This window comes from Promicromonospora sp. NPDC060271 (genome assembly GCF_042726755.1).
In the GTDB taxonomy this organism is placed as follows: Bacteria; Actinomycetota; Actinomycetes; order Actinomycetales; family Cellulomonadaceae; genus Promicromonospora.
The window spans coordinates 1-21177 of record NZ_JBHXBG010000066.1 but is presented as its reverse complement, the minus strand read 5'-3'; the positions used below and the strand labels follow the sequence as shown (position 1 = coordinate 21177).

Sequence of the window (21177 nt, the reverse complement as noted above, 5' to 3'; positions counted from 1 at the left end):
AGGGAGAGGTGTCGGCCGCCTTGCGAGGAAGACAGGACATGAGCACGACACTTCTCGAACCCACGGCGCCACCCCGCCAAGAGATCCGGCAGCCACGCCGGAACCCTTTCCTGCCCTGGCTGCTGCTGTCGGCGACGATGGTCATCCTCGGCCTGCTGACCGGCTATCCGGTTCTTCGCCTGGTCGTCATGTCGTTCCAGGAGTACGAGCGCGCCCAGCTCATGGGCCAGCCCGCCGAGTGGGTGGGGCTCGACAACTACGCGACGGTGCTGACCGACGTCGAGGGCTTCTGGACGGTGCTGCTGCGCAGCTTCGTGCTCATGGTCGTCCTCGTGGTCATCACGATGGTGATCGGCATGCTCGTGGCGCTGCTGATGATGCGCATCGGCAAGGGCCTGCGGCTCCTGGTCTCCATCGGCCTGCTGCTGGCCTGGGCCATGCCGTCGCTGTCCGCGACCACCGTGTGGGGCTGGGTCTTCGACACGCAGTACGGCGTGGTGAACAACGTGCTCACCGCGATCACCGGCGACCGGTGGTTCGGCTACTCCTGGCTGCTCGACCCGCTGTCGTTCTTCGTGATCCTGACCTGCATCGTCGTGTGGGGCGCCGTGCCCTTCGTCGCGTTCACGCTGTACGCGGGCCTCACCCAGATCCCCGGCGAGGTCATCGAGGCGGCACAGCTCGACGGCGCCAGCGCGTTCCAGCGCTTCCGGCTCATCCAGCTGCCCTACGTGCGCAGCATCATCACGGTGCTCGTGGTCCTGTCGATGATCTGGGACCTGAAGCTGTTCACCCAGGTGTTCGTGCTGCAGGACATCGGCGGCGACCGCGACCTGACCAACACCATCGGCGTCTACATCTACCAGCAGGGCATGGCCCAGGGGCACTACGGCCTGGCGAGCGCGATCGGCGTCATCTTCGTGGTCGTCATGCTGGCCATCGCCTACCCCTATGTGCGGCGCACGCTGCGGGAGGAAGAGCTGTGATCAAGATCCGCAAACGAATCGCCGACACGGGGTTCGGTGCCCTGGCCCTCGTCGTCTTCGCGCTCTCGGCCTTCCCCGTGTACTGGATGGTCAACACCTCGTTCCTGCCGAACAACCGGATCCGCGGCGAGAACCTGGCGTTCTTCCCGACGCCGGACGTCTTCACGCTGGACAACTACCGCGCGGCGATGTTCGGCCAGGTGCGGGCCCCGTTCCCGCCCGCCGTCGCGAACTCGATAGGGGTCACGTTCCTGACCCTCGTCATCACGCTCGTCGTCGGCTTCGTCGCCGCGCTGGCCCTCACCCGGTTCCAGTTCAAGGGCCGCCGCACCTTTATCGTGCTGATCCTAGTGGTCCAGATGATCCCGGGAGAGGCGATGATCATCTCGATGTTCCGGATCGTCGACGGCTGGCAGCTCCTGAACACGATCATCGGCCTGACGCTCGTGTACACCGCAGGCGTGCTGCCGTTCACCATCTGGACGCTGCGCGGATTCGTCAACGGTGTACCCAAGGAGCTGGAGGAGGCGGCGATGATCGACGGCTGTTCGAGGGCCGGTGCGTTCTGGCGCGTCACGTTCCCGCTGCTCGCTCCCGGCCTCGTGGCCACCGGCGTCTTCGCCTTCCTCCAGGCGTGGAACGAGTTCGTCACGGCCCTGGTGATCATGCAGCGGCCCGAGTCGATGACCCTGCCGCTCTGGCTGCGCACGTTCGTGCAGGCGACGCAGGCCACCAACTGGGGCTCGGTCATGGCGGCGTCCGTGCTCATCGCGATCCCCGCGGTGATCTTCTTCCTGATCGTGCAGGGCCGGATGACCGGTGGTCTGGTCTCCGGCGCGGTGAAGGGCTGATGGGTAGCAGGTCCGGTACGGGCACGTCCAGCCAGGACGAGCCCAGCGAGCGAAAGGCTGGGATGGGAAAGGTCGGCAAGCGGAAGGGGGGCGCCCGGACCGGGTCCGGGCCGGTGCCCGCGTACACGGTCGGCCTCGACATCGGCGGGACGAAGATCCTCGGCGCGCTCCTCGACCCCGAGGGCGAGGTGGTCGGCACCGTGCGGCGGACGACCGTGCACGGCGCCGAGGGCCTCGTCGCCGGTGCGGCGCAGGCGGTGCGCGACGTCGTGGCGTCGGGCGGGGTGGGGCTCGCAGACGTGGCCGGCGTCGGGCTGGGTATCCCGGGCATCGTCGACCACCGGTCAGGCACCGTGAAGCATGCGGTCAACCTCGGCGTGCACGACGACGAGCTCCCGCTCGCCGAGCTGCTGTCCGCCGAGCTGGCCGGTGTGCCGGTGGTGGTGGAGAACGACCTCAACGTCGCGGCCGTCGGTGCGGCACACGTGCTCGAACGTGCTGCGGACAAGGCGGGCGGCGCGCACGACCACGCGGACCTCGCGTTCCTCGCGCTGGGCACGGGCCTCGCGTCCGGGCTGGTGCTCGAGGGGCAGCTCCGGCGTGGCGTGAGCGGGGCGGCCGGCGAGATCGGGCACGTCCCGGTGGACCCGCTCGGGCCGGAGTGCCCCTGCGGGCAGCGCGGCTGCCTGGAACGGTTCGCGTCGGGCAGGGCGCTGGAAGCGGCGTGGCCGTCGCGGCACGGCAAGCCGTCGCCGGTGGAGCTGTTCGAGGCCGCACGCGCGGGCGACCAGGAGGCGGTCGCGGTCAAGGACCGGTTCGCCTCGGCCACCGCCTCGGCCGTGCGGCTGCTGGTACTGACCACCGACGTGCGCCACGTGGTGCTCGGCGGTGGCGTGGCCCAGCTCGGCACGGAGCTGCTGGACGCCGTGCAGGACGCCCTGCGGGAGCAGGCCAAGGTGTCGCCGTTCCTCGGGTCGCTCAAGCTGGCGGAGCGGGTCCAGCTCGCGCCGACGCACGTTCCGGTCGCGGCGGTGGGCGCCGCCGTCCTGGGAAGGAGAAGCTGATGGAGGTCGTGATCGCTCCACCGGACGAGCTCGCGAGGCTGGCGGCGGACGCCGTCGAAGGGCTGGTCCTGGCCAACCCCGAGGCGGTGCTCGGGCTGGCCACCGGCTCGTCACCGCTCGCGGTGTACGACGAGCTGGTGCGCAGGCACAAGGAAGGCCTCTCGTTCGCGCGCGCCCGGGCGTTCATGCTCGACGAGTACGTCGGCCTGCCGGCCGACCATCCCGAGCGGTACCGCAACGTCATCGAGAAGGAGTTCGCGTCCCGCGTCGACCTCGCCCCCGAGGCCGTGCAGGGTCCGGACGGCCTCGCGGCGGACCTGCCGGCCGCCTGCGCCGCGTACGAGGCGAGCATCGCGGACGCGGGCGGCGTCGACCTGCAGATCCTCGGCATCGGCACGGACGGGCACATCGCGTTCAACGAGCCGGGCTCGTCGCTCGCGTCCCGCACCCGGATCAAGACCCTGACGAAGCAGACCCGCGAGGACAACGCGCGGTTCTTCGGCGGGTCCGTCGAGGACGTGCCCCGGCACTGCCTCACCCAGGGCCTCGCGACCATCATGTCGGCGCGGCACCTCGTGCTCCTGGCGTCCGGACGGGCCAAGGCAGAGGCGGTGCACCAGCTCGTCGAAGGCCCGATCTCGGCGATGTGGCCCGCGACCATCATGCAGCTCCACCCGCACGCCACGGTGCTGGTCGACGACGCGGCCGCGTCGCGCCTGCAGCTCGCCGACTACTACCGGCAGACGTACGCCGACAAGCCGGACTGGCAGGGGCTGTAGCGGCTTGTCAGAGGTAGTTGCCCGCCACGGGTGCGGGCTTCCACCGGCCGGACGTCGCCACGTCGGTGACCCGGTCGGTGGTGAGCCCGTCGGGCCCGTGCTCGAGGATCGAACGGCGGGCGACCTCGCGCAGGTCGGCGCCCGTCGCGCCGTCGAGGTAGGAGGCCACGAGGGGGATGTCGACGGGGGCGTGCGGCGGGAGGAAGAGCCGCAGGATCTCCGTGCGGCCGGCCTGGTCCGGCGGCGGCACCTCGATGATGGTGTCGAAGCGGCCGGGCCGCTTGACCGCCGGGTCAAGGGCCTCGGGGTCGTTGGTGGTCGCGACGGTGAGCACGTCGTCCGAGCTGCGCGTGCCGTCCAGGGCGTCGAGGAACTCGGCGAACGAGGTGTCGCCGCGCGAGCCCTTCGAGGCCACCGAGTCGATCTCCTCCAGTACCACGAGGCACGGGCCGAGGCCACGGATCTCCTCGTAGAGCTCGGTCATCCAGGTGCGCAGCACCTCAGCGGTGACGAGCACCACCGTGAGCGGTCCAGCGAGCTCCGTCGCGATCACGCGCGTGAGCTTGGTCTTGCCGACGCCGGGCTTGCCGGCCAGCAGCAGGCCGCGCGACGTCGTGTGGCCCAGCGCGCGCAGCGCGTCGCGGCGGGTGGTGACGCTCGAGCAGAACAGGTCCACCTCGCGCCAGAGGTCGGCGGGCAGCACGACGTCGCCGCGCACCTGCACGGTGTGCTTGACCGGCGTCAGCTCCACCGCACCGGTCGACGCCCGCGCCGACAGGACGCCGCCACGGTAGGGGTGCTCGTCCTCCAGCGTGCGCGTCAGGTCGGCGAGGACGCGTTCGGCGAGGGCGAGGCCACCGGGCGGGGTGAAGGCCGTGACGGTCGGCGTCCCGTACCGGTAGGCCACCTCGACGGCCACGGGCGTCTCGTACGCCGACCCGGCGGGGAAGAGGACCGTCGCCACGGCGGGCACGCTCACCGAGGTGCCGTTGCCGAGGTCGAGCGCGGCGCGCTGCGGCGCTCCGCCGGGGCCGAACACCGCGACGTCGTCAGGGTGGCGTTCCACCCAGCGCTGGAGGGCGTAGGCGTGCAGGCGCTGCAGCGTGCGCGACATGTCGCGCGAGACGTTGACCAGCACGCTCTCGTCGACGTCCCACTTGCGGGCGAGCCACTCGCTCGACGAGCGCGGTTCCTTGGGGCGTTCCGGGATGGGGCGGCCGAGCATGGCGGCAACGGCGGCCACCGCGCGGCGCGCGGCCTCGTCGTTGTCGCCGAAGTCCGGCCAGTCGGGTTCCGGCAGATCGTCGGTCAGCGTGGTGGCGAGGGTCTCGGCGAGGTGGGAGGCGGCGCCGTCGTCGGGCAGGGTGAGGCTCCTCTCGGGGCGGGGATGTGACATGCAGACAGTTATAGCCGTGGTCACCGACACCACCGCAAGCCTTTCCGCGGCCCGATCGCCGAAGGGCGGTCCCGAACCTGCTCCCGAGCGTGTCCAGCCGAAGTGGCTGTCGGTGGTCCCGCGTAGACTTCTCGGCATGACCGAACCACTCTCCAACCCGCAGGACGACCCCCGCACGCAGGGCGGTACGAGCGTCCTCGAGCGCGAGGAGACCCGGGAGGAGACCGAACCCGGGGACCACGAACGCTTTGCGCACTATGTGCGCAAGGAGAAGATCATGCAGTCCGCGCTGAGCGGCAAGCCGGTGATCGCACTCTGCGGCAAGGTGTGGGTCCCGGGCCGGGACCCGGGCAAGTTCCCGGTCTGTCCCAAGTGCAAGGAGATCTACGAGGGTCTCCGTGACCCGCAGGACGGCGGCGAGGGCGACTCCACCAAGTGACGAGCCAGCCGCAGCAGCTGCCCCACACACCGTCGTCTGCGGCCGCATCGTCGCTCAGCCCTGCCTTTCCACGTCGTGCCCCCTGGGGTACGGCGTCGAGTCTGCGCGCCTGGCAGGCGGAGGCCCTGGAGCTCTACCGCGAGAAGAACCCGCGGGACTTCCTGGCCGTCGCCACCCCGGGCGCGGGCAAGACGACGTTCGCGCTCCGCATCGCCACCGAGCTCCTCGAGCAGGGCATCGTCCGGCGGGTGACGGTGGTCGCACCCACCGAGCACCTGAAGACCCAGTGGGCCGACGCCGCCGCCCGCGTCGGCATCCGCATCGACCCGCAGTTCAAGAACTCGCAGGGCAGGCACGGCTCGCACTACGACGGCGTCGCGCTCACCTACGCGCAGGTCGCCGCCAAGCCCGCGCTGCACCGCGCCCGCACGGAGGCCGCGCCGACGCTCGTGATCCTGGACGAGGTCCACCACGGCGGTGACGCCCTGAGCTGGGGCGACGCCGTCCGCGAGGCCTTCGAGGTGGCGGACCGTCGGCTGGCGCTCACCGGTACCCCGTTCCGCAGCGACACGTCCGCCATCCCGTTCGTGGAGTACGAGCCCGACCGCGAGGGCATCCGCCGCTCGAAGGCCGACTACACCTACGGCTACGGCGAGGCGCTGCGCGACCACGTGGTCCGCCCCGTCCTGTTCATGTCCTACGCGGGTGACATGCGCTGGCGCACCAAGATGGGCGACGAGGTCAGCGCCCGGCTCGGCGAGGCCATGACCAAGGACATGACCGGCCAGGCGTGGCGTACCGCCCTGGACCCGGAGGGGCAGTGGATCCCGTCGGTGCTCGCGGCCGCGGACAAGCGCCTGACCGAGGTGCGCCGCACCGTGCCCGATGCCGGTGGTCTGGTCATCGCCACCGACCAGGACAACGCGCGCGCCTACGCGAAGCACCTGCACGAGATCACCGGCAGGCGTCCGGTCGTCGTCCTGTCCGACGACGAGGGCGCGTCCGGGCGCATCGAGGAGTTCGCGCAGGGCGACGACCGTTGGATGGTGGCCGTGCGCATGGTGTCGGAGGGCGTTGACGTGCCCCGCCTCGCCGTCGGCGTGTATGCCACCAGCGCCTCGACGCCGCTGTTCTTCGCGCAGGCCATCGGCCGGTTCGTGCGCGCCCGCAAGCGCGGCGAGACGGCGTCGATCTTCCTGCCGAGCGTCGCGCCGCTGCTGAACCTGGCGGGCACGATGGAGCAGGAGCGCGACCACGCGCTCGACCGTCCGCGCACTGCCGAGGAACAGGGCATCGAGTACGACCCGGAGGCCGCGCTCGTCGCGGAGGCGAACAAGGAGGAGAAGGCGTCGAGCGAGCTGCTCGGCTCGTTCCAGGCGCTGGAGGCCCAGGCCTCGTTCGACCGGGTCCTGTTCGACGGCGGCGAGTTCGGCACGAGCGCCGACCTCGGCTCAGCGGAGGAGCAGGACTTCCTCGGCCTGCCCGGGCTCCTGGAGCCGGACCAGGTGGCGACCCTGCTGCGCCAGCGCCAGGCGGACCACCTCAAGGCCCGCGGGGGTGCGCCGACCGCCCGCCAGGCGGAGAACGAGCGGTCGGAGCAGGAGCACCGCCGCGCGGCGGAGCTGCGCAAGGAGCTGTCCAAGCTCGTATCGGCCTGGGCCAAGCGCAGCGGGCAGCCGCACGGCATGGTGCACGCCGAGCTGCGCCGCACGTGCGGAGGGCCGGAGGTGCCGCTCGCGACCGCCGACCAGCTCGCCGCGCGCGTGGCCCAGGTCCGGCGCTGGTTCGTCGGACAGAAGTAGCCCGGACGGGACCGTGACGATCCGCATGCTGAGACAAGATGCCGCCTTGGCCCTGTTCGCCCCGCCCAGGTGGGTTTGCTGGCCTACCGTGAGTGCATGACCGACGAGCTTCGGGGCATCGGCGCCTCGCTCACAGACTCGTGGCCTGCTTTCGACAACGGTGTCGAAGAGCCTCGGCCGCTGCCCGCAGCACCCCTGCCGTCGGTGCGTCCGTCGGTCGCGCTCCTGACCGACCGCTACGAGCTGACCATGCTCCAGGCGGCGCTCGCCGACGGCACCGCGCATCGGCACTGCGTGTTCGAGGTGTTCACACGGCGGCTGCCGGCAGGCCGCCGGTACGGCGTCCTGGCCGGGACCGGTCGCGTTCTGGAAGCGCTGCCACACTTCGTCTTCGAGGATGCCGAGCTGGCCTACCTCGAACAGAACGGCGTGGTCGACCGCCGGACGCTCGACTACCTCGCGAGCTACCGGTTCTCCGGCACTATCCAGGGCTACGCCGAGGGCGAGGTCTTCTTCCCCGGCTCCCCGGTGCTGCAGGTCGAGGGCACCTTCGCCGAGTCCGTGCTGCTGGAGACCCTGATCCTGTCGATCCTGAACTACGACTCCGCGGTGGCGTCGGCGGCGTCGCGCATGACGAGCGCGGCCGGCGGGCGACCCGTCCTGGAGATGGGCTCGCGCCGGGCGAACGAGCAGGCCTCGGTCGCGGCGGCCCGGGCGGCGGTGATCGGCGGCTTCGCCGGTACCTCCAACCTCGAGGCCGGCATGCGGTACGGGCTGGACACCATCGGCACCGCGGCGCACTCGTTCACGCTGCTGCACGACTCCGAGCGGGACGCGTTCGTCTCGCAGGTCGCGTCGCTGGGCCCCGGCACCACCCTGCTGGTGGACACGTACGACGTGAAGCAGGGCGTCGCGACCGCCGTCGAGGTGGCGGGGACCGGGCTGGGTGCCGTGCGCCTCGACTCCGGCGACCTCAGCGGCCTGGCACAGGAGGTGCGCAGGCAGCTCGACGAGCTCGGCGCCCGCGACACGAAGATCGTCGTCACGTCCGACCTCGACGAGTACGCCATCGCGTCCCTCGCGTCCGCGCCCGTCGACGTGTACGGCGTCGGGACGTCGGTCGTCACCGGGTCCGGCGCGCCGACCTGCGGCATGGTCTACAAGCTGGTGGCGCGCGCGGACTCGACGGGTGTGCTCCAGCCCGTGGCGAAGGCGTCGGCGAACAAGGCGTCGGTGGGCGGACGCAAGGCCGCCGCCCGGCGCTACGGCCGTGACGGGCACGCCATCGAGGAGATCATGGTGACCGGCCCGGACACCGCGGTGGCCGAGTGGACGCCGCAGAGCGACGATCTGCGCCCGCTGCTCGCCCCGATGGTCGTCGACGGTGCCGTCGACTCGCGCTGGGTGGGGCCGTACGGGGTCTCGAACGCGGCGATCAACCACGGCATGGTGCGTGCCGAGCTGCCGCGCAGCGCGCGCCGGCTGTCCGACGGCGACCCCGCGATCCCGACGGTCGACCTGCGTCTGGACGACCTCAGCTACTGAGCGTGCGGCACGAGGTCACGGCCAGGCGACAACTTCGCGAAAATCTTGGACAGGAGTGTCCAGCCGAGGGACGAAACCGCCTAGAGTGAGACCCGTGACTTCTTCCCCAGCGCCGCTGCTATCGCCCATGGGGTCAGCCGGGACGGCCGTCGAGGAGGACACCGAGACGGACATCCTCGCGGGGGTCGCGGACCCGTGGGTGACCATCGTCTGGAACGACCCGGTGAACCTGATGTCGTACGTGACGTACGTCTTCGAGAGCTACTTCGGGTACCCGCGCGTCAAGGCGGAACGGCTCATGACCCAGGTGCACAAGAACGGTCGCGCAGTGGTGTCCAGCGGTGGGCGCGAGCGTATGGAGGTGGACGTGCAGGCGATGCACGGGTTCGGCCTGTGGGCGACGCTGCAGGAGTCGGGCGCGCGGGGAGCCGCATGACGCCGTTCCGCGCCATGCGGCGGGGGTATGAGGCCAGGTTCGAGCCGGTGGAGCGGGTCGTCCTGGCCCGGGTCGCGCGCGATGTCGCGGACATGCTCCGCGAGGAGGCGGGTCTGGACCTGTTCCCCGACGACGACATACCCGGCCTCTCGGCGCACGCCGGCCCGGGCAAGGGGCAGGCGTGGGCCAACGGCCTGCTCGCTCCGGACGAGCTGACCGACGCCGACCTGGCCCGGCTCACCGGCGTGACGGGCGTCGGCCGCGTCCCGACCGACCCGGCCGCACGGCGGCTGCTGCCGGACGCGAGCAAGGACGACTCGGACATCGCCGACGAGTTCCGCCGGCTGACCCAGAACGACGTCGCCCAGGCGAAGGTGGACCGGCTCGAGGCGTTCGCCGCGCTCCTCGACCTGCCGACGGGTGAGGACGCGCCCTCCCCGCTGGGCCGGCACGGCGCCCCGCCGCCGGTGCGGGTGCCGCGCGAGGACGCCGAGCAGTTCGCGGGCGCGCTCACGGACGTGCGCCTCGTGATCGCCGAGCGGCTCGGGCTCAAGTCCGACGAGCAGGTCATGCAGCTCACCGACGAGATCATGTGGGACAGGCAGGCCGGCCGGGAGATCCCGGTGGCGACGGACGGCCGTGCCGCCCGGCGCTTCTGGTCCGGGGTGTTCGTCGCGGCGGGCTACGCGCAGGAGACCCTGATGGACGTCATGCTCAGCGAGCTGAGGGGGCGGCGACCGCCGGGTTCCGGCGCCTCAGGACTTTGACCGGGACCGATGCGCTGACCTGCCGGAACGTGTCACGCGTCACGCGTGGCGCGGCTCACGAGCACCGGTGACGACGCGTTGTCGTCGCTAGGCTTCACCCCGTGAACGACGCGCCCATCGGGATCTTCGACTCCGGCCTCGGCGGCCTCACGGTCGCGCGCGCCATCCTGGACCAGCTCCCCAACGAGCAGGTCCGGTACCTCGGCGACACCGCGAACAGCCCCTACGGCCCCAAGCCCATCGCCGCCGTACGCGCGATGGCGCTCGACGCCATGGACCGGCTCGTGGCCGCCGGCGTGAAGATGCTGGTCATCGCGTGCAACACGGCGTCGTCGGCGATGATGCGCGACGCCCGCGAGCGGTACACCCAGCGGCACGGCATCCCCGTGGTCGAGGTCATCCTGCCGGCGGCCCGCGCCGCCGTGACGACCACGCGGTCGGGGCGGATCGGCGTCATCGGCACGCGCACCACCATCCAGTCGCGCGCGTACGACGACGCGTTCCACGTCACGCCCGGCCTGACCATCACGAGCCAGGCCTGCCCGGAGTTCGTGCGCTTCGTCGAGGAGGGCCGGACGTCCGGTCCCGAGGTGCAGAAGTTCGCGCACGAGTACCTCGACCCGGTGAAGGCGGCCGGCGTCGACACGCTCGTCCTCGGCTGCACGCACTACCCGTTGCTCGCCGGCGCCATCTCCTACGTCATGGGCGAGGACGTCACGCTGGTCTCCAGCGCCGACGAGACCGCGAAGGACGTCTACCGCACCCTCGTCGCACACGACCTGGAGCGCGCGCCCGACGCGGGCGCACCCGTGCACCGGTTCCTGACGACCGGCGACCCGGCGCCCTTCGGGCAGCTCGCCAGCCGGTTCCTCGGCCCCGAGGTCTCACTCGTGGAGGCCGTCTGATGCGCCTGATCCCCATCGGCGTCTCCGGTTCGTTCCCGGGCCCGGCAGCCCCCGCGTCGTCGTACCTGGTGCGGGTCACCGCAGCCGAGGCGGCCGCCGCCGGCCACGAGGCGCGCGACTGGAACGTGCTGCTCGACCTGGGCAACGGTGCGTTCGGCGCCCTGCAGCGGTTCATGGACCCCATGGAGCTCGACGCCGTCTCCATCTCGCACCTGCACCCCGACCACTGCGCCGACCTCTCCGGCCTCTACGTGTACCTGCGGTACCACCCCGAGCACGGCTCGTTGCGTACCGGCCGCAAGGAGCAGCCGCTGCCCGTGTTCGGCCCGTCGACCGCGGAACGGCACGTCGCGCTGTCCTACGGGCTGAGCGAGGGCGAGTCGATGGAGAACGACTTCGACTTCCGGTCCTGGGCCGACGTCAAGCGGGTCGAGATCGGGCCGCTGACCATCGAGCCGCACCGGGTCTTCCACCCTGTCGAGACGTACGGCGTGCGCGTGACCGGCCCGTCGGCGTCGGGCGGCACGACGACGCTGGCGTACACGGGGGACACCGACGCGTGCCCGTCGGTGGTCGAGCTCGCGCGCGACGTCGACCTGCTGCTCAGCGAGGCCGCGTTCCTCGAGGGGCGCGACGACGTGGTCGAGCGGGGCATCCACCTCACCGGCCGCCGCGCGGGCGAGGTGGCGACCGAGGCGGGGGCCCGCCGTCTGCTGCTGACGCACCTGCCGGTCTGGAACGACCCGGCGGAGTCCCTCGCGGAGGCGCGGGGATCGTACGCCGGCCCGGTCGACGTCGCGGAGCCGGGCACGGTCTACGAGGTCTGACAAGGCCGGGAGGTCGTTAGGGTGGTCGCATGACCTCCAGCACCAACACGACCCTCCGCGCCGACGGGCGCGCCACCGACCAGCTCCGCCCCGTGACGATCACCAGGGGATGGCTCGACGAGGCCGAGGGGTCGGTGCTCGTGGAGTTCGGGCGCACGCGCGTGCTGTGCGTCGCCTCGTTCACCGAGGGTGTGCCGCGCTGGCGCAAGGGCTCCGGCGAGGGCTGGGTCACCGCCGAGTACGCGATGCTGCCGCGCGCCACCAACGAGCGCAGCCAGCGCGAGTCCGTCAAGGGCAAGATCGGCGGCCGCACGCACGAGATCTCGCGGCTGATCGGCCGGTCGCTGCGTGCCGTCGTCGACATGAGCGCGCTCGGCGAGAACTCGATCGTGCTGGACTGCGACGTCCTGCAGGCCGACGGCGGGACCCGCACCGCGGCGATCACCGGCGCCTACGTGGCCCTCGCCGACGCCGTCGCGTGGGGCCGCCGCCACGGGCACGTGAAGGGCGGCAAGCAGGTGCTGTCCGACTCGGTGGCCGCCGTCTCCGTCGGCATCATCGACGGCACCCCCATGCTCGACCTGCCCTACGTCGAGGACGTGCGCGCCGAGACCGACATGAACGTCGTGGTCACCGGGGGCGGCAAGTTCATCGAGGTGCAGGGCACGGCGGAGCACGCGCCGTTCGACCGCGCCGAGCTCGACTCGCTGCTCGACCTCGCGGTGGCCGGCACGGCCGAGCTCACGAAGCTCCAGCAGGCAGCGCTCGCGCAGGAGCTCTGACCGTCGGCCGCGCAGGCCCGGGCGGCCTGGCTCAGACCTGCGCGGCCTGCACCTGCGCGACGACGCTGTCCTCGCCGACGAACACGCTGCCGCCGCGGCGCACCGTCTCGGTGTAGCGGCGGATCATCTCCTGCTTGTCGTCGCGCACGAGGGCTATCCAGTCCGCCGGCGCACCCGTGTCCGGGTCGTGGGTTGCACCCCACTCGGCGATCTCGACCAGCGCCGGGATCAGGCCGAGGCCGCGCTCGGTGAGGTCGTAGCGCACCCGCCGGCCGTCCGCGGGGTCGGGGGACCGGCGCAGGATCCCTGCGCTGGTCAGCGCGTCGAGGCGGGCCGTGAGCACGCTCGGCGAGATCGCCTCGTCGGACGCCAGGAACTCGTTGAACGTGTGCTTGCCGAAGTAGACGACGTCGCGGACCACGAGCAGCGACCACGGGTCGCCGAAGGCCTCCAGGCCGAAGTTGACCGGGCAGGTGGACTTGCCGCTCGCTCGCTTCATGCTGCCCTCCCGTGAGAACTCGTCCGCCGCCGACCGATGATTCCCCGCGAACCGCTCCGTCATACCTGCATGATCACTACGGTCATCGTAGTGAAGTGACGGAGGGTCCACAAGGACCCGGACCCCGAGGAGCTTCCGATGAGTGCGAACGAGACGGTGACGGCGTCGGACGGCGCGGCGCGGCTGCGCATCAAGGACCCGGAGGTGCGCACCTTCGCGCACCTCCTCGTGAACGTGAGCCTGGCCTCGGTGGTCAACTTCACCGTGTGGTTCGCCGTCACGTTCTGGGTGTACCTGGAGACGGGCTCGGTCTTCGCGGCCGGCGTCATCTCCGGCATCTTCCTGGTCGCCATGGTGTCGACCGGTGTGTGGTTCGGTTCGCTGGTCGACCATCACCGCAAGAAGACGGTGCTGCAGGCCTCGGCGGTCGTCTCGCTGGCGTTCTACGTGGCGGCGCTCGCGCTGTACCTGGCCACCCCCGCCGCCGCGTGGACCGACCCGGCGGACGTCCGGCTCTGGGCGCTCGTGCTGCTCGCGATGGCCGGCGTCATGGCGGGCAACGTGCGGGGCATCGCCATGACCACGGTCGTCACCGCGCTGTTCGACGAGTCGCGCCGCGACCGGGCCAACGGCCTCGTCGGCACGACGTCCGGCATCTCCCACCTCGTGACGTCGGTGATCAGCGGGCTGCTGGTCGCCTCGAGCGGGCTGCTCGGCGTCCTGGTCGTCGCGGTGGTCGTGCTCACCGCCGCCGTCGTGCACCTGCACCGCCTGCAGGTGCCGGAGTCGCTGGCCGAGGCAGCGGCGGCGGACGAGCCCAAGAAGGTCGACCTGCGGGGGACCTTGCTGATCGTGGGCCAGATCCCGGGGATGTGGGCGCTGATCGGCTTCACGCTGCTGAACAACCTGCTGGGCGGCGGCCTGATGGCGCTGGCCGACCCCTACGGGCTGTCGCTCATGCCGGTCCAGGCCTGGGGGTTCGCCTGGGGCGGGATCAGCGTGTTCATGATCCTCGGCGGCCTGGTCGTCGCCAAGCGCGGTGTCGGGCGCAACCCGCTGCGGACGCTGCTGGTCGTCAACCTGATCATGTGGGCCGCCACGTTCCTCCTGCCGATCCAGCACAGCGCGGTGCTGCTGATCGCCGGGTTCGCGGTGTACCTGTTCGTCATGCCGTTCGCGGAGGCGTCGGAGCAGACCGTGCTGCAGAAGGTGGTGCCGTACGAGCGGCAGGGGCGCGTGCTCGGGTTCGCGCACAGCGTCGAGATGGTGGCTGCGCCGCTGACGGCGTTCCTCATCAGCCCGCTCACCGAGTTCGTGTTCCAGCCGTTCATGACCGACGGCGCCGGCGCGGACCTCATCGGCGGCTGGTTCGGTACCGGGCCCGCCCGGGGGATCGCGCTGGTGCTCATGCTGCTCGCGGTGCTCGGCCTGGTGCTGACGGCTGCGGCGCTCGCCAGCCGGCAGTACCGGACGATGAGCCGGCACTATCTGGGCGGTGCTGAGGGCGCTGACGGTGCTGAGCGCGCTGAGGGCGCTGACGGCCCGGCGGACGAAGGGGTGCCCGCCGCGGACGTCGTCGTCGGGCAGCCCGGCCGGGTTCTCGAGCCCGCCTGAGGAGCCTCGGGCCGGGCGGCGGCTGGCATGATCGGGGCATGAGCTCCTCGACAGTGCCGCCCGCCGCCCGGATCGTCCTCGCGACCCACAACGCCAAGAAGGTGGGGGAGCTGCGGGCCATCCTCGCCGCGTCCGGCCTCGACCTGTCGGACGGCGCCCTGGTCACCTCCGGCGAGGTCGGTGCGCCCGAGCCCGTCGAGGACGGCGTGACGTTCGCCGAGAACGCGCTGATCAAGGCGCGGGCGGTCTGCGCGGCGACCGGGCTGCCCGCCGTCGCCGACGACTCGGGGCTGGCCGTTGACGTGCTGGGTGGTGCGCCGGGGATCTTCTCGGCCCGCTGGGCGGGCAGGCACGGCGACGACCAGGCCAACCTCGACCTGCTGCTCGGCCAGCTGGGGGACGTGCGCCCGGAGCACCGTCAGGCAGGGTTCGTGTGCGCGGCGGCGCTGGTCACACCCGACGGGCGTGAGGAGGTTCGCGTCGGCGAGATGCGGGGGCTGCTGGCGACCGAGCCGCGCGGGACCAACGGGTTCGGCTACGACCCGATCCTCGTCCCGGACGAGGCCGCGCCGGGCGACGCGACAGCGGACGGCGGCCGCCGCCGGACCGCTGCGGAGCTGGAGCCGGAGGAGAAGAACGCGATCTCGCACCGCGGCAAGGCGTTCCGCGCGCTGGCGCCGGTCGTGCTCGAGGTACTCAGCTGACCATGCGGTTGCTGCCAAGAATGGCCGGCGGCTGGCAGCAAGTGCATGGTCACTTCGAGGCGTTCGCCGCCTGGGCGCGCCGCAGCGCCGCCACCAGCGCGCGCCAGCCGAGCATGGTTATCGCCAGGAAGACGGCCGTGACCAGCGCGAACGACCAGGCGAGACCCTGGCCCGACACGCCGCGCAGCAGCAGAGCGCCGAGCACGGTCGTGAACCAGATCAGCACACCCGTCGGCCAGACGCGGGACGGGTCCTGCCAGGCGCGGGTCACTGCCCAGCCGAGCGCGGCGGCCAGGGCGAACGGCCACACCACGCGTCCGAAGGCGGCGACCAGCGACCCGTCGTGCGACGCGATGCCGATCAGGGTGAAGGCGAGGACGGCGACGGCGTCGGCCACTGCGGCAGGCCAGACCGGCACGGTGCGGGGGGTGGTGGTGCTCACGCGTCGAGGGTAGTCCGGCGACGCGCGCGAGCCCGCATCCGGGCGGTCCACGACGTACGGCGATTCGCCCGGGTTAAAATTTACATGTCGGACATATATAACCCTTGTGCTCGAATCGTCCAGGCCTCAGGATCACTCAGCCCGCCATGTGGCGGACCGTGTGATCTAGGAGGCAGGCATGCGAAGCAACCTCTCCCGCAATCTCCTTGCGGGTCTGGCAGCTCTGGCACTTGGTGGGAGCGTCACCCTCGCGTCGGTCGCGCCGGCAGTGGCCCAGCCGAGCGACACCACCGGCAGCAGCGTCGCTGTGCACAACGCCGCGACGACCCGGGCGGCCCACGACAAGGTGGTCGACTACTGGACCCCCCAGCGGATGCGCAACGCGGTGCCGGCGGACGTCCTCGTCGCCGGCAAGGACAAGTCCTCGGCGGGCGACCCGGTCGCCGTCGGCAAGCCTTCGGTCGTCCGCCAGGCCGCGCCCGCAGCGGCCGCCGCCTTCACGGGCGGCTACTACTCGGGTGGCGGCGAGGTCCGTGACACCACGGGCAAGGTGTTCTTCACGCTCGGCGGGACCAACTACGTCTGCTCGGGCAGCGCGGTGACCTCAGGGAACAAGGACCTCGTGCTCACCGCCGGGCACTGCCTCAACGAGGGTCCCGGTGCCTACGCCACGAACTGGGCGTTCGTTCCCGGCTACGACGACGGCGCGCGGCCGTACGGCACCTTCACGGCCCGTCAGCTCATCACGACCACCCAGTGGCGCGACAGCGGTGACTTCGACTACGACTTCGCCTTCGCCGTGGTGAACACCGTCAACGGAGCCCACCTGACCGACGTCGTCGGCGGGCAGTCCATCGGCTTCAACCAGGCGCGCGGCCAGTACATGTACTCGTTCGGCTACCCGGCGGGCAGCCCGTACGACGGCTCGGACATCGCCTGGTGCCACGGCACCGTCATCCAGGACACCTACGGCGGCAGCGCCGACCAGGGCCTGAACTGCAACATGACCGGCGGCTCGTCCGGCGGTCCGTGGTTCGTGAACTACAACGAGACCACCGGCCTCGGCACGCTCAACTCGGTGAACTCCTTCAAGTACAACGGCGGCCGGCTGCGCAGCTACATGTTCGGCCCGTACCTCGGCACCGTCGCCCAGTCGCTGTACAGCACCGCGGCAAACAGCTGATGCGCTGACCGCGGTCACCACCGACGACCGCTGGCCGGGCCTGTCATGATCGACGGGCTCGACCAGCGGTCTCAGCGTCTCAGGGCCGGGAGCAGGTCCAGGTAGTCGGCGAACGCCGCGCGCACCTGGTCCTGGTCCAGCCCGAACCGCTCGAGGTCGTACCGGTGCGGCGCTCGTTGCTTCGGCGCCTCGCGGGCGGCGACGAGGTTCGCCTCGTCCTCGGCGCCCCACTGCGCCCCGAGCTGCTCGAACAGCTCCGGCAGCGCCGTGAACGGGTCCCCGGTGAGGCGTTCGTACGGCAGGTCGTGCACGACGTCGGACCCCAGGGCCGCGCGCTGGGCCAGCGCGCGCGACACCCCGCGGGACATGATCGCCAGCCACACCCGGCCGGTCTCGGCCAGGTCGACGGCGTCCGGGCGCCTGTGCAGCCGCTCGGCGGACTCGGCCAGGGAGCACAGCGAGGCGAGGGCGACCTCGGGGGCCCGGTGGGTCCAGACGAACCGGGCGTCGGGGAACACGTCGCGGATCGCCGACATGTGGAAGAGGTTCGCCGGGTGCTTCAGCACCCAGCGGCGGGTAGGCCGCTCGTAGGAGAGCACCTGGAGCGCGTCGCGGAGGAACCGGTAGTCCGGCCGGTGGTCGAAGGTCTGCAGGCGGTCGACGTAGTCCGGCGTGGGCACGGCGGAGGAGTGCAGCTCCGAGTGGGCCCTGATGAAGGTGTCCTCCTCCTCGGCCTCCGCGAAGAGCGGGTGGATGGTGTCCCACGTGGGGCTGAGCCGCGACACCATCGCGTACTTCTTCCGGGTGCGCCGGATCAGGTCGGCCTCGGCGGCGCCGTCGACGGCCAGGCCGAGGTGCGTCATCTCCCAGAGCTTGGGCCCGCGGTGGCCGGGCGACCTGGACAGGATGTTGTAGGTGAGGGTGGTGCCCGTCCGGGGCATGCCGACCACGAACACCGGAGCCTCCACCGGCTCGTCGGCGATCCGGGGATGCCTGGCGTGCAGGTCGCCGACCACGACGCGGTTCCGGATGCGGGAGTCCACCAGCGCCTGCCCCGCCATCCAGCCGAGCGGGCTCAGGCCGGGAAAGCGCGCGAAGGCGCGCAGGACCAGCCGGAGGTGCTCGAGATCGGCCGCGTACTCGGCGCTCAGCGGCGTGCGGCCGCGCGAGGCCTGCGTGATCATCCGGTCGAACACGGCGTCCGGGTCCTTGCGGGTGCGGGTGCCTGGCATGAGGAGCAGGTTGGTCAGGCGAAGTGCAGGCGGGGTCTCTGGCACGTCTCTCCAAGGTGGGGCGCTCGCACGAAAGAACTACCGTACATATCATCCCGTAGCGCGCATTTCCCCGTAAAGGAAAGCGCCAGGTCCACCAGGTGCGGAAGGGCCCGTAGGCTTGGCGGATGCACCTCGTCGCCCAGGATCTTGCCTTCGCGTACCCGGGGCGGGACGTGCTGGCCGGTGTGAGCTGCACGGTGAACGACGGCACGCGGCTCGGCGTCGTCGGCGAGAACGGTTCCGGCAAGTCCACGTTCCTGCACCTGCTCGCCGGTGACCTGCAGCCGAAGTCTGGCGAGGTCCGGCGGCACGGTTCGGTGGCCCTCGTCGAGCAGGAGCTGCACCCCGCGCCCGGACAGACCGTCGGTGACGTCGTCGCGAGCACGCTCGACGGCCTGCGGACGGCGGCCGCGGAGCTCGAGGCAGCCGTCGCCGCGTTCGACCACGGGTCGGGCGACCTCGCGGTGCTCGAGCGCACCCTCTCGCTCGCCGAGCACCTCGCGGTCTGGGACGCCGACCGGCGCGTCGAGGTGGCACTCACGCGGCTGGGTGCGCCGCGCGACCCCGGACGCCGGCTCGACGAGCTCAGCGTGGGCGAGCGGTTCCGCGTCCGCCTCGCCTGCCGCCTGGCGGAGCGCTCCGACCTGCTCCTGCTCGACGAGCCCACCAACCACCTGGACGACGCCGCCATCGAGTTCCTCACGGGTGAGCTCGTCGCGTGGCGCGGCGGCGTCGTGCTCGTCACGCACGACCGCGAGCTGCTGGACGACGTCGCGACGGCGATCCTCGACCTCGACCCGTCCTGGGACGGCAAGCCCGTGCTGTACGGGCAGCCGGGCTACCTGACCTACCGGTTCGCGAAGAACCAGGCACTGCACCGCTGGCGCCAGCGCTACCGGGCCGAGCGCAAGCGGGCGGCGGCGCTCGCGGAGCGGCTGGACGAGTCGTACGAGGGCCTGTCCGACGAGTGGCGCCCGGGGAAGGGATCGCAGAAGCACCGCCGTGCCACCCGCGCCCGGATCCACGTCAAGGCCGCCGACCGGCTCGTCCAGAAGCTCGAGGCCGAGGCCATCGAGGTCCCGGTGCCGCCGGTGGAGCTCGGGTTCCCGGACCTTCCGGCGATGTCGCCGGGCTGGGACCCCAGCCACCCCGTCGTGGAGGTACGTTCCCCGCGCGTGGGGGACGACGGCGGCGCCCGCGTCGACCTGCCGGGTACGCGGATAGCGATCCCGCCGTCGGGCCGGCTGCTGATCGTGGGGCCCAACGGGACCGGCAAGTCGACGCTGCTCGGCGCGCTGGCCGGGACGCTGGGGCTGGACCGGGGGAGCCGGACCGTCGCGGCGGGGGCGCGGATCGGCGTCGTCGGCCAGGAGAGCGCGCCGATCACGGGAAAGGCGCGCCTGCGGACGGGGTTCGAGACCTATGCCGACGAGGCGCTGCGGCTGCTCGCCTCGGGCGAGCTCGACCCGGACCACGTGGTGCCGGTCGCCGGGCTCGGCCTGCTCAGCGAGGAGGACCTGGACCGGCCGCTCGCCGAGCTGTCCGCCGGGCAGCGGCGTCGGTTCGAGCTGGCGCGGGCGCTGCTGCACGCGCCGCACCTGCTGCTCCTGGACGAACCGACGAACCACCTGTCGATCGACCTCGTCGACGAGCTGACCAGGGCGCTGCAGGTCACGCCGTGCGCCGTCGTGGTCGCGACGCACGACCGCCGCATGCGCGCGGACCTGGAGGACTGGCCGGTCCTGGACCTGAGCTAGGGCAGCCGGCCCACGTGGGCCATCGCCTGCTTGATCAGCATGCCCTGGCCGTTCATCATCTCGGCCTGGACGTCGTCGGCGCACGCCTCCTCCGGCGTCAGCCAGGCGAGGTCCAGGGAGTTCTGCTGGGGGCGGCAGTCGCCCGTCACCGGCACCACGTACGCGAGCGACACCGCGTGCTGGCGCGGGTCGTGGAACGCGGTGATGCCGGGCGTCGGGAAGTACTCGGCGACGGTGAACGGCTGCGGCGACGGCGGGACCTGCGGCAGCGCGACGGGGCCGAGGTCCTTCTCGATGTGCCGCAGCAGCGCGTCCCGGACCCGCTCGTGGTACATGACACGGCCGGAGACCAGGGCACGAGTCATCACACCCTGCGTGTTCACGCGCAGCAGCAGGCCGACGGCGACCACGTCACCCGAGTCGTCGACCCGGACCGGGATCGCGTCGATGTAGATGAGCGGGAGCTGTGCCCGCACGACCGCGAGGTCCTCGTCCGTCAGCCATCCCGAGGCCTGGGAGGGGTCGCGGTAGAAATCGTCCTGGGGGTAGTCGGCAGTGTCCGTCACGGGGTCCGTTCTACCAGTTCGCGCCTCGCGGCGCCTTGACCCCGCGCCGTCCGGACCGGCGCGGGGTGTCGCGCCGCTCACTGAGGCGCTGTTCCCGGAATAGCTGAGGGCAGAACCGTGCTGCACCAGGGAGACGCACAACGAGAGGAAGCGCGACATGGCAACCGTCGACATCACCGATGCCACGTTCGAGAAGACAGTCAGCGACAACGGGATAGTCCTCGTGGACTTCTGGGCCGACTGGTGCCCGCCGTGCAAGATGTTCGGCCCCGTCTTCGAGGCGTCCTCGGAGAAGAACGACGACATCGTGCACGCGAAGATCGACACCGACGCGAACCCCGGCATCTCGTCGGCCGCGCAGGTGACGTCCATCCCCACGCTCATGGCGTTCCGCGACGGCGTGCTGGTGTTCCGCCAGGCAGGCGCGCTGCCGGCCAAGGGCCTCGCCGAGGTCGTGGAGGCCGTCCGCGGCCTCGACATGGAGGCCGTGAAGAAGGACCTCGCGGCGCAGCAGAACTGACCCGAACGACAGCGACGGCCGTCCCCGTGCCCGGGGACG

22 protein-coding genes are annotated in these 21177 nt (G+C 71.6%); 17 read left to right on the top strand and 5 right to left on the bottom strand.

All coding sequences use genetic code 11. From position 1 onward, the window contains the following. The first annotated feature begins 38 nt into the window (after positions 1 to 38). The 4 genes from ACFWE2_RS12285 to nagB are packed head-to-tail and all read left to right on the top strand — an operon-like array spanning position 39 to position 3680. A complete protein-coding gene (locus ACFWE2_RS12285; RefSeq protein ID WP_377224510.1) occupies positions 39 to 986 on the top strand; it encodes a carbohydrate ABC transporter permease in 948 nt (315 codons plus the stop codon). Further along, positions 983 to 1837, top strand: coding sequence for a carbohydrate ABC transporter permease (locus tag ACFWE2_RS12280; RefSeq protein WP_377224509.1), 855 nt, complete (start codon positions 983 to 985; stop codon positions 1835 to 1837). The genes ACFWE2_RS12285 and ACFWE2_RS12280 overlap by 4 nt, the downstream gene beginning before the upstream one ends. Beyond that, positions 1837 to 2901 (top strand): ROK family protein, encoded by a 1065-nt coding sequence (locus ACFWE2_RS12275; protein WP_377224508.1) that lies wholly within the window; start codon positions 1837 to 1839, stop codon positions 2899 to 2901. The genes ACFWE2_RS12280 and ACFWE2_RS12275 overlap by 1 nt, the downstream gene beginning before the upstream one ends. Further along, positions 2901 to 3680, top strand: coding sequence for a glucosamine-6-phosphate deaminase (nagB, locus tag ACFWE2_RS12270; protein WP_377224507.1), 780 nt, complete (start codon positions 2901 to 2903; stop codon positions 3678 to 3680). Before ACFWE2_RS12275 ends, nagB begins: the two co-directional genes overlap by 1 nt. 7 nt (positions 3681 to 3687) lie before the next feature. Here the strand turns inward: nagB and ACFWE2_RS12265 are convergent, their stop codons facing one another. Further along, on the bottom strand, positions 3688 to 5076 hold the full coding sequence (locus ACFWE2_RS12265) for an AAA family ATPase (protein WP_377224506.1): 1389 nt from the start codon (positions 5074 to 5076) through the stop codon (positions 3688 to 3690). 136 nt (positions 5077 to 5212) lie between these two features. Here ACFWE2_RS12265 and ACFWE2_RS12260 point away from each other — a divergent pair, with 136 nt between their 5' ends. The 8 genes from ACFWE2_RS12260 (at position 5213) to rph (ending at position 12579) form a co-directional block, all read left to right on the top strand. Further along, positions 5213 to 5515, top strand: coding sequence for a DUF3039 domain-containing protein (locus ACFWE2_RS12260; RefSeq protein WP_116674080.1), 303 nt, complete (start codon positions 5213 to 5215; stop codon positions 5513 to 5515). Then, positions 5512 to 7317: a DEAD/DEAH box helicase gene (locus tag ACFWE2_RS12255; RefSeq protein ID WP_377224505.1), complete on the top strand. Its 1806-nt coding sequence runs from the start codon at positions 5512 to 5514 to the stop codon at positions 7315 to 7317. The genes ACFWE2_RS12260 and ACFWE2_RS12255 overlap by 4 nt, the downstream gene beginning before the upstream one ends. A 96-nt stretch (positions 7318 to 7413) precedes the next feature. Next, entirely contained in the window at positions 7414 to 8862 is a 1449-nt protein-coding gene (locus ACFWE2_RS12250; RefSeq protein ID WP_377224504.1) for a nicotinate phosphoribosyltransferase, read from the top strand. A 127-nt stretch (positions 8863 to 8989) separates the two neighbouring features. Continuing rightward, positions 8990 to 9298, top strand: coding sequence for an ATP-dependent Clp protease adapter ClpS (clpS, locus tag ACFWE2_RS12245; protein ID WP_116674082.1), 309 nt, complete (start codon positions 8990 to 8992; stop codon positions 9296 to 9298). Next, positions 9295 to 10065, top strand: a complete 771-nt coding sequence (locus tag ACFWE2_RS12240; protein WP_377224503.1) for a DUF2017 family protein — start codon at positions 9295 to 9297, stop codon at positions 10063 to 10065. Before clpS ends, ACFWE2_RS12240 begins: the two co-directional genes overlap by 4 nt. Before the next feature lie 101 nt (positions 10066 to 10166). Continuing rightward, positions 10167 to 10970, top strand: a complete 804-nt coding sequence (murI, locus tag ACFWE2_RS12235; RefSeq protein WP_377224502.1) for a glutamate racemase — start codon at positions 10167 to 10169, stop codon at positions 10968 to 10970. Continuing rightward, the gene (locus ACFWE2_RS12230; RefSeq protein ID WP_377224501.1) at positions 10970 to 11797 is read left to right on the top strand and encodes an MBL fold metallo-hydrolase; all 828 of its coding nucleotides are present in this window, start codon (positions 10970 to 10972) and stop codon (positions 11795 to 11797) included. Before murI ends, ACFWE2_RS12230 begins: the two co-directional genes overlap by 1 nt. Before the next feature lie 29 nt (positions 11798 to 11826). Next, positions 11827 to 12579, top strand: coding sequence for a ribonuclease PH (gene rph, locus ACFWE2_RS12225; RefSeq protein ID WP_377224500.1), 753 nt, complete (start codon positions 11827 to 11829; stop codon positions 12577 to 12579). A gap of 31 nt (positions 12580 to 12610) precedes the next feature. On the opposite strand, the gene ACFWE2_RS12220 is transcribed toward rph, so the two are convergent. Continuing rightward, positions 12611 to 13078: a winged helix-turn-helix transcriptional regulator gene (locus ACFWE2_RS12220; RefSeq protein WP_377224499.1), complete on the bottom strand. Its 468-nt coding sequence runs from the start codon at positions 13076 to 13078 to the stop codon at positions 12611 to 12613. A gap of 138 nt (positions 13079 to 13216) precedes the next feature. Between ACFWE2_RS12220 and ACFWE2_RS12215 the strand changes: the two genes are divergently transcribed. Together ACFWE2_RS12215 and rdgB are read left to right on the top strand one after the other, a co-directional pair. Continuing rightward, positions 13217 to 14692 (top strand): MFS transporter, encoded by a 1476-nt coding sequence (locus ACFWE2_RS12215; RefSeq protein ID WP_377224498.1) that lies wholly within the window; start codon positions 13217 to 13219, stop codon positions 14690 to 14692. Positions 14693 to 14730: 38 nt separating this feature from the next. Next, positions 14731 to 15396: an RdgB/HAM1 family non-canonical purine NTP pyrophosphatase gene (rdgB, locus tag ACFWE2_RS12210; protein WP_377224497.1), complete on the top strand. Its 666-nt coding sequence runs from the start codon at positions 14731 to 14733 to the stop codon at positions 15394 to 15396. Between the two features lie 49 nt (positions 15397 to 15445). On the opposite strand, the gene ACFWE2_RS12205 is transcribed toward rdgB, so the two are convergent. Further along, a complete protein-coding gene (locus tag ACFWE2_RS12205) occupies positions 15446 to 15838 on the bottom strand; it encodes a DUF3054 domain-containing protein (protein ID WP_377224496.1) in 393 nt (130 codons plus the stop codon). Positions 15839 to 16016: 178 nt separating this feature from the next. On the opposite strand from ACFWE2_RS12205, the gene ACFWE2_RS12200 reads away from it, so the two are divergent. Further along, positions 16017 to 17021: a trypsin-like serine peptidase gene (locus tag ACFWE2_RS12200; protein WP_377224495.1), complete on the top strand. Its 1005-nt coding sequence runs from the start codon at positions 16017 to 16019 to the stop codon at positions 17019 to 17021. Between the two features lie 71 nt (positions 17022 to 17092). Here ACFWE2_RS12200 and ACFWE2_RS12195 read toward each other — a convergent pair whose 3' ends face one another. Continuing rightward, the gene (locus tag ACFWE2_RS12195) at positions 17093 to 18298 is read right to left on the bottom strand and encodes a sulfotransferase family protein (RefSeq protein WP_377224494.1); all 1206 of its coding nucleotides are present in this window, start codon (positions 18296 to 18298) and stop codon (positions 17093 to 17095) included. Between the two features lie 122 nt (positions 18299 to 18420). Between ACFWE2_RS12195 and ACFWE2_RS12190 the strand changes: the two genes are divergently transcribed. After that, the gene (locus ACFWE2_RS12190) at positions 18421 to 20052 is read left to right on the top strand and encodes an ABC-F family ATP-binding cassette domain-containing protein (RefSeq protein WP_377224493.1); all 1632 of its coding nucleotides are present in this window, start codon (positions 18421 to 18423) and stop codon (positions 20050 to 20052) included. On the opposite strand, the gene ACFWE2_RS12185 is transcribed toward ACFWE2_RS12190, so the two are convergent. Continuing rightward, positions 20049 to 20618 (bottom strand): NUDIX hydrolase family protein, encoded by a 570-nt coding sequence (locus tag ACFWE2_RS12185; protein ID WP_116674092.1) that lies wholly within the window; start codon positions 20616 to 20618, stop codon positions 20049 to 20051. The genes ACFWE2_RS12190 and ACFWE2_RS12185 overlap by 4 nt on opposite strands. A 157-nt stretch (positions 20619 to 20775) precedes the next feature. Here ACFWE2_RS12185 and trxA point away from each other — a divergent pair, with 157 nt between their 5' ends. Further along, a complete protein-coding gene (gene trxA / locus ACFWE2_RS12180; RefSeq protein ID WP_377224492.1) occupies positions 20776 to 21138 on the top strand; it encodes a thioredoxin in 363 nt (120 codons plus the stop codon). Positions 21139 to 21177 lie beyond the last annotated feature (39 nt).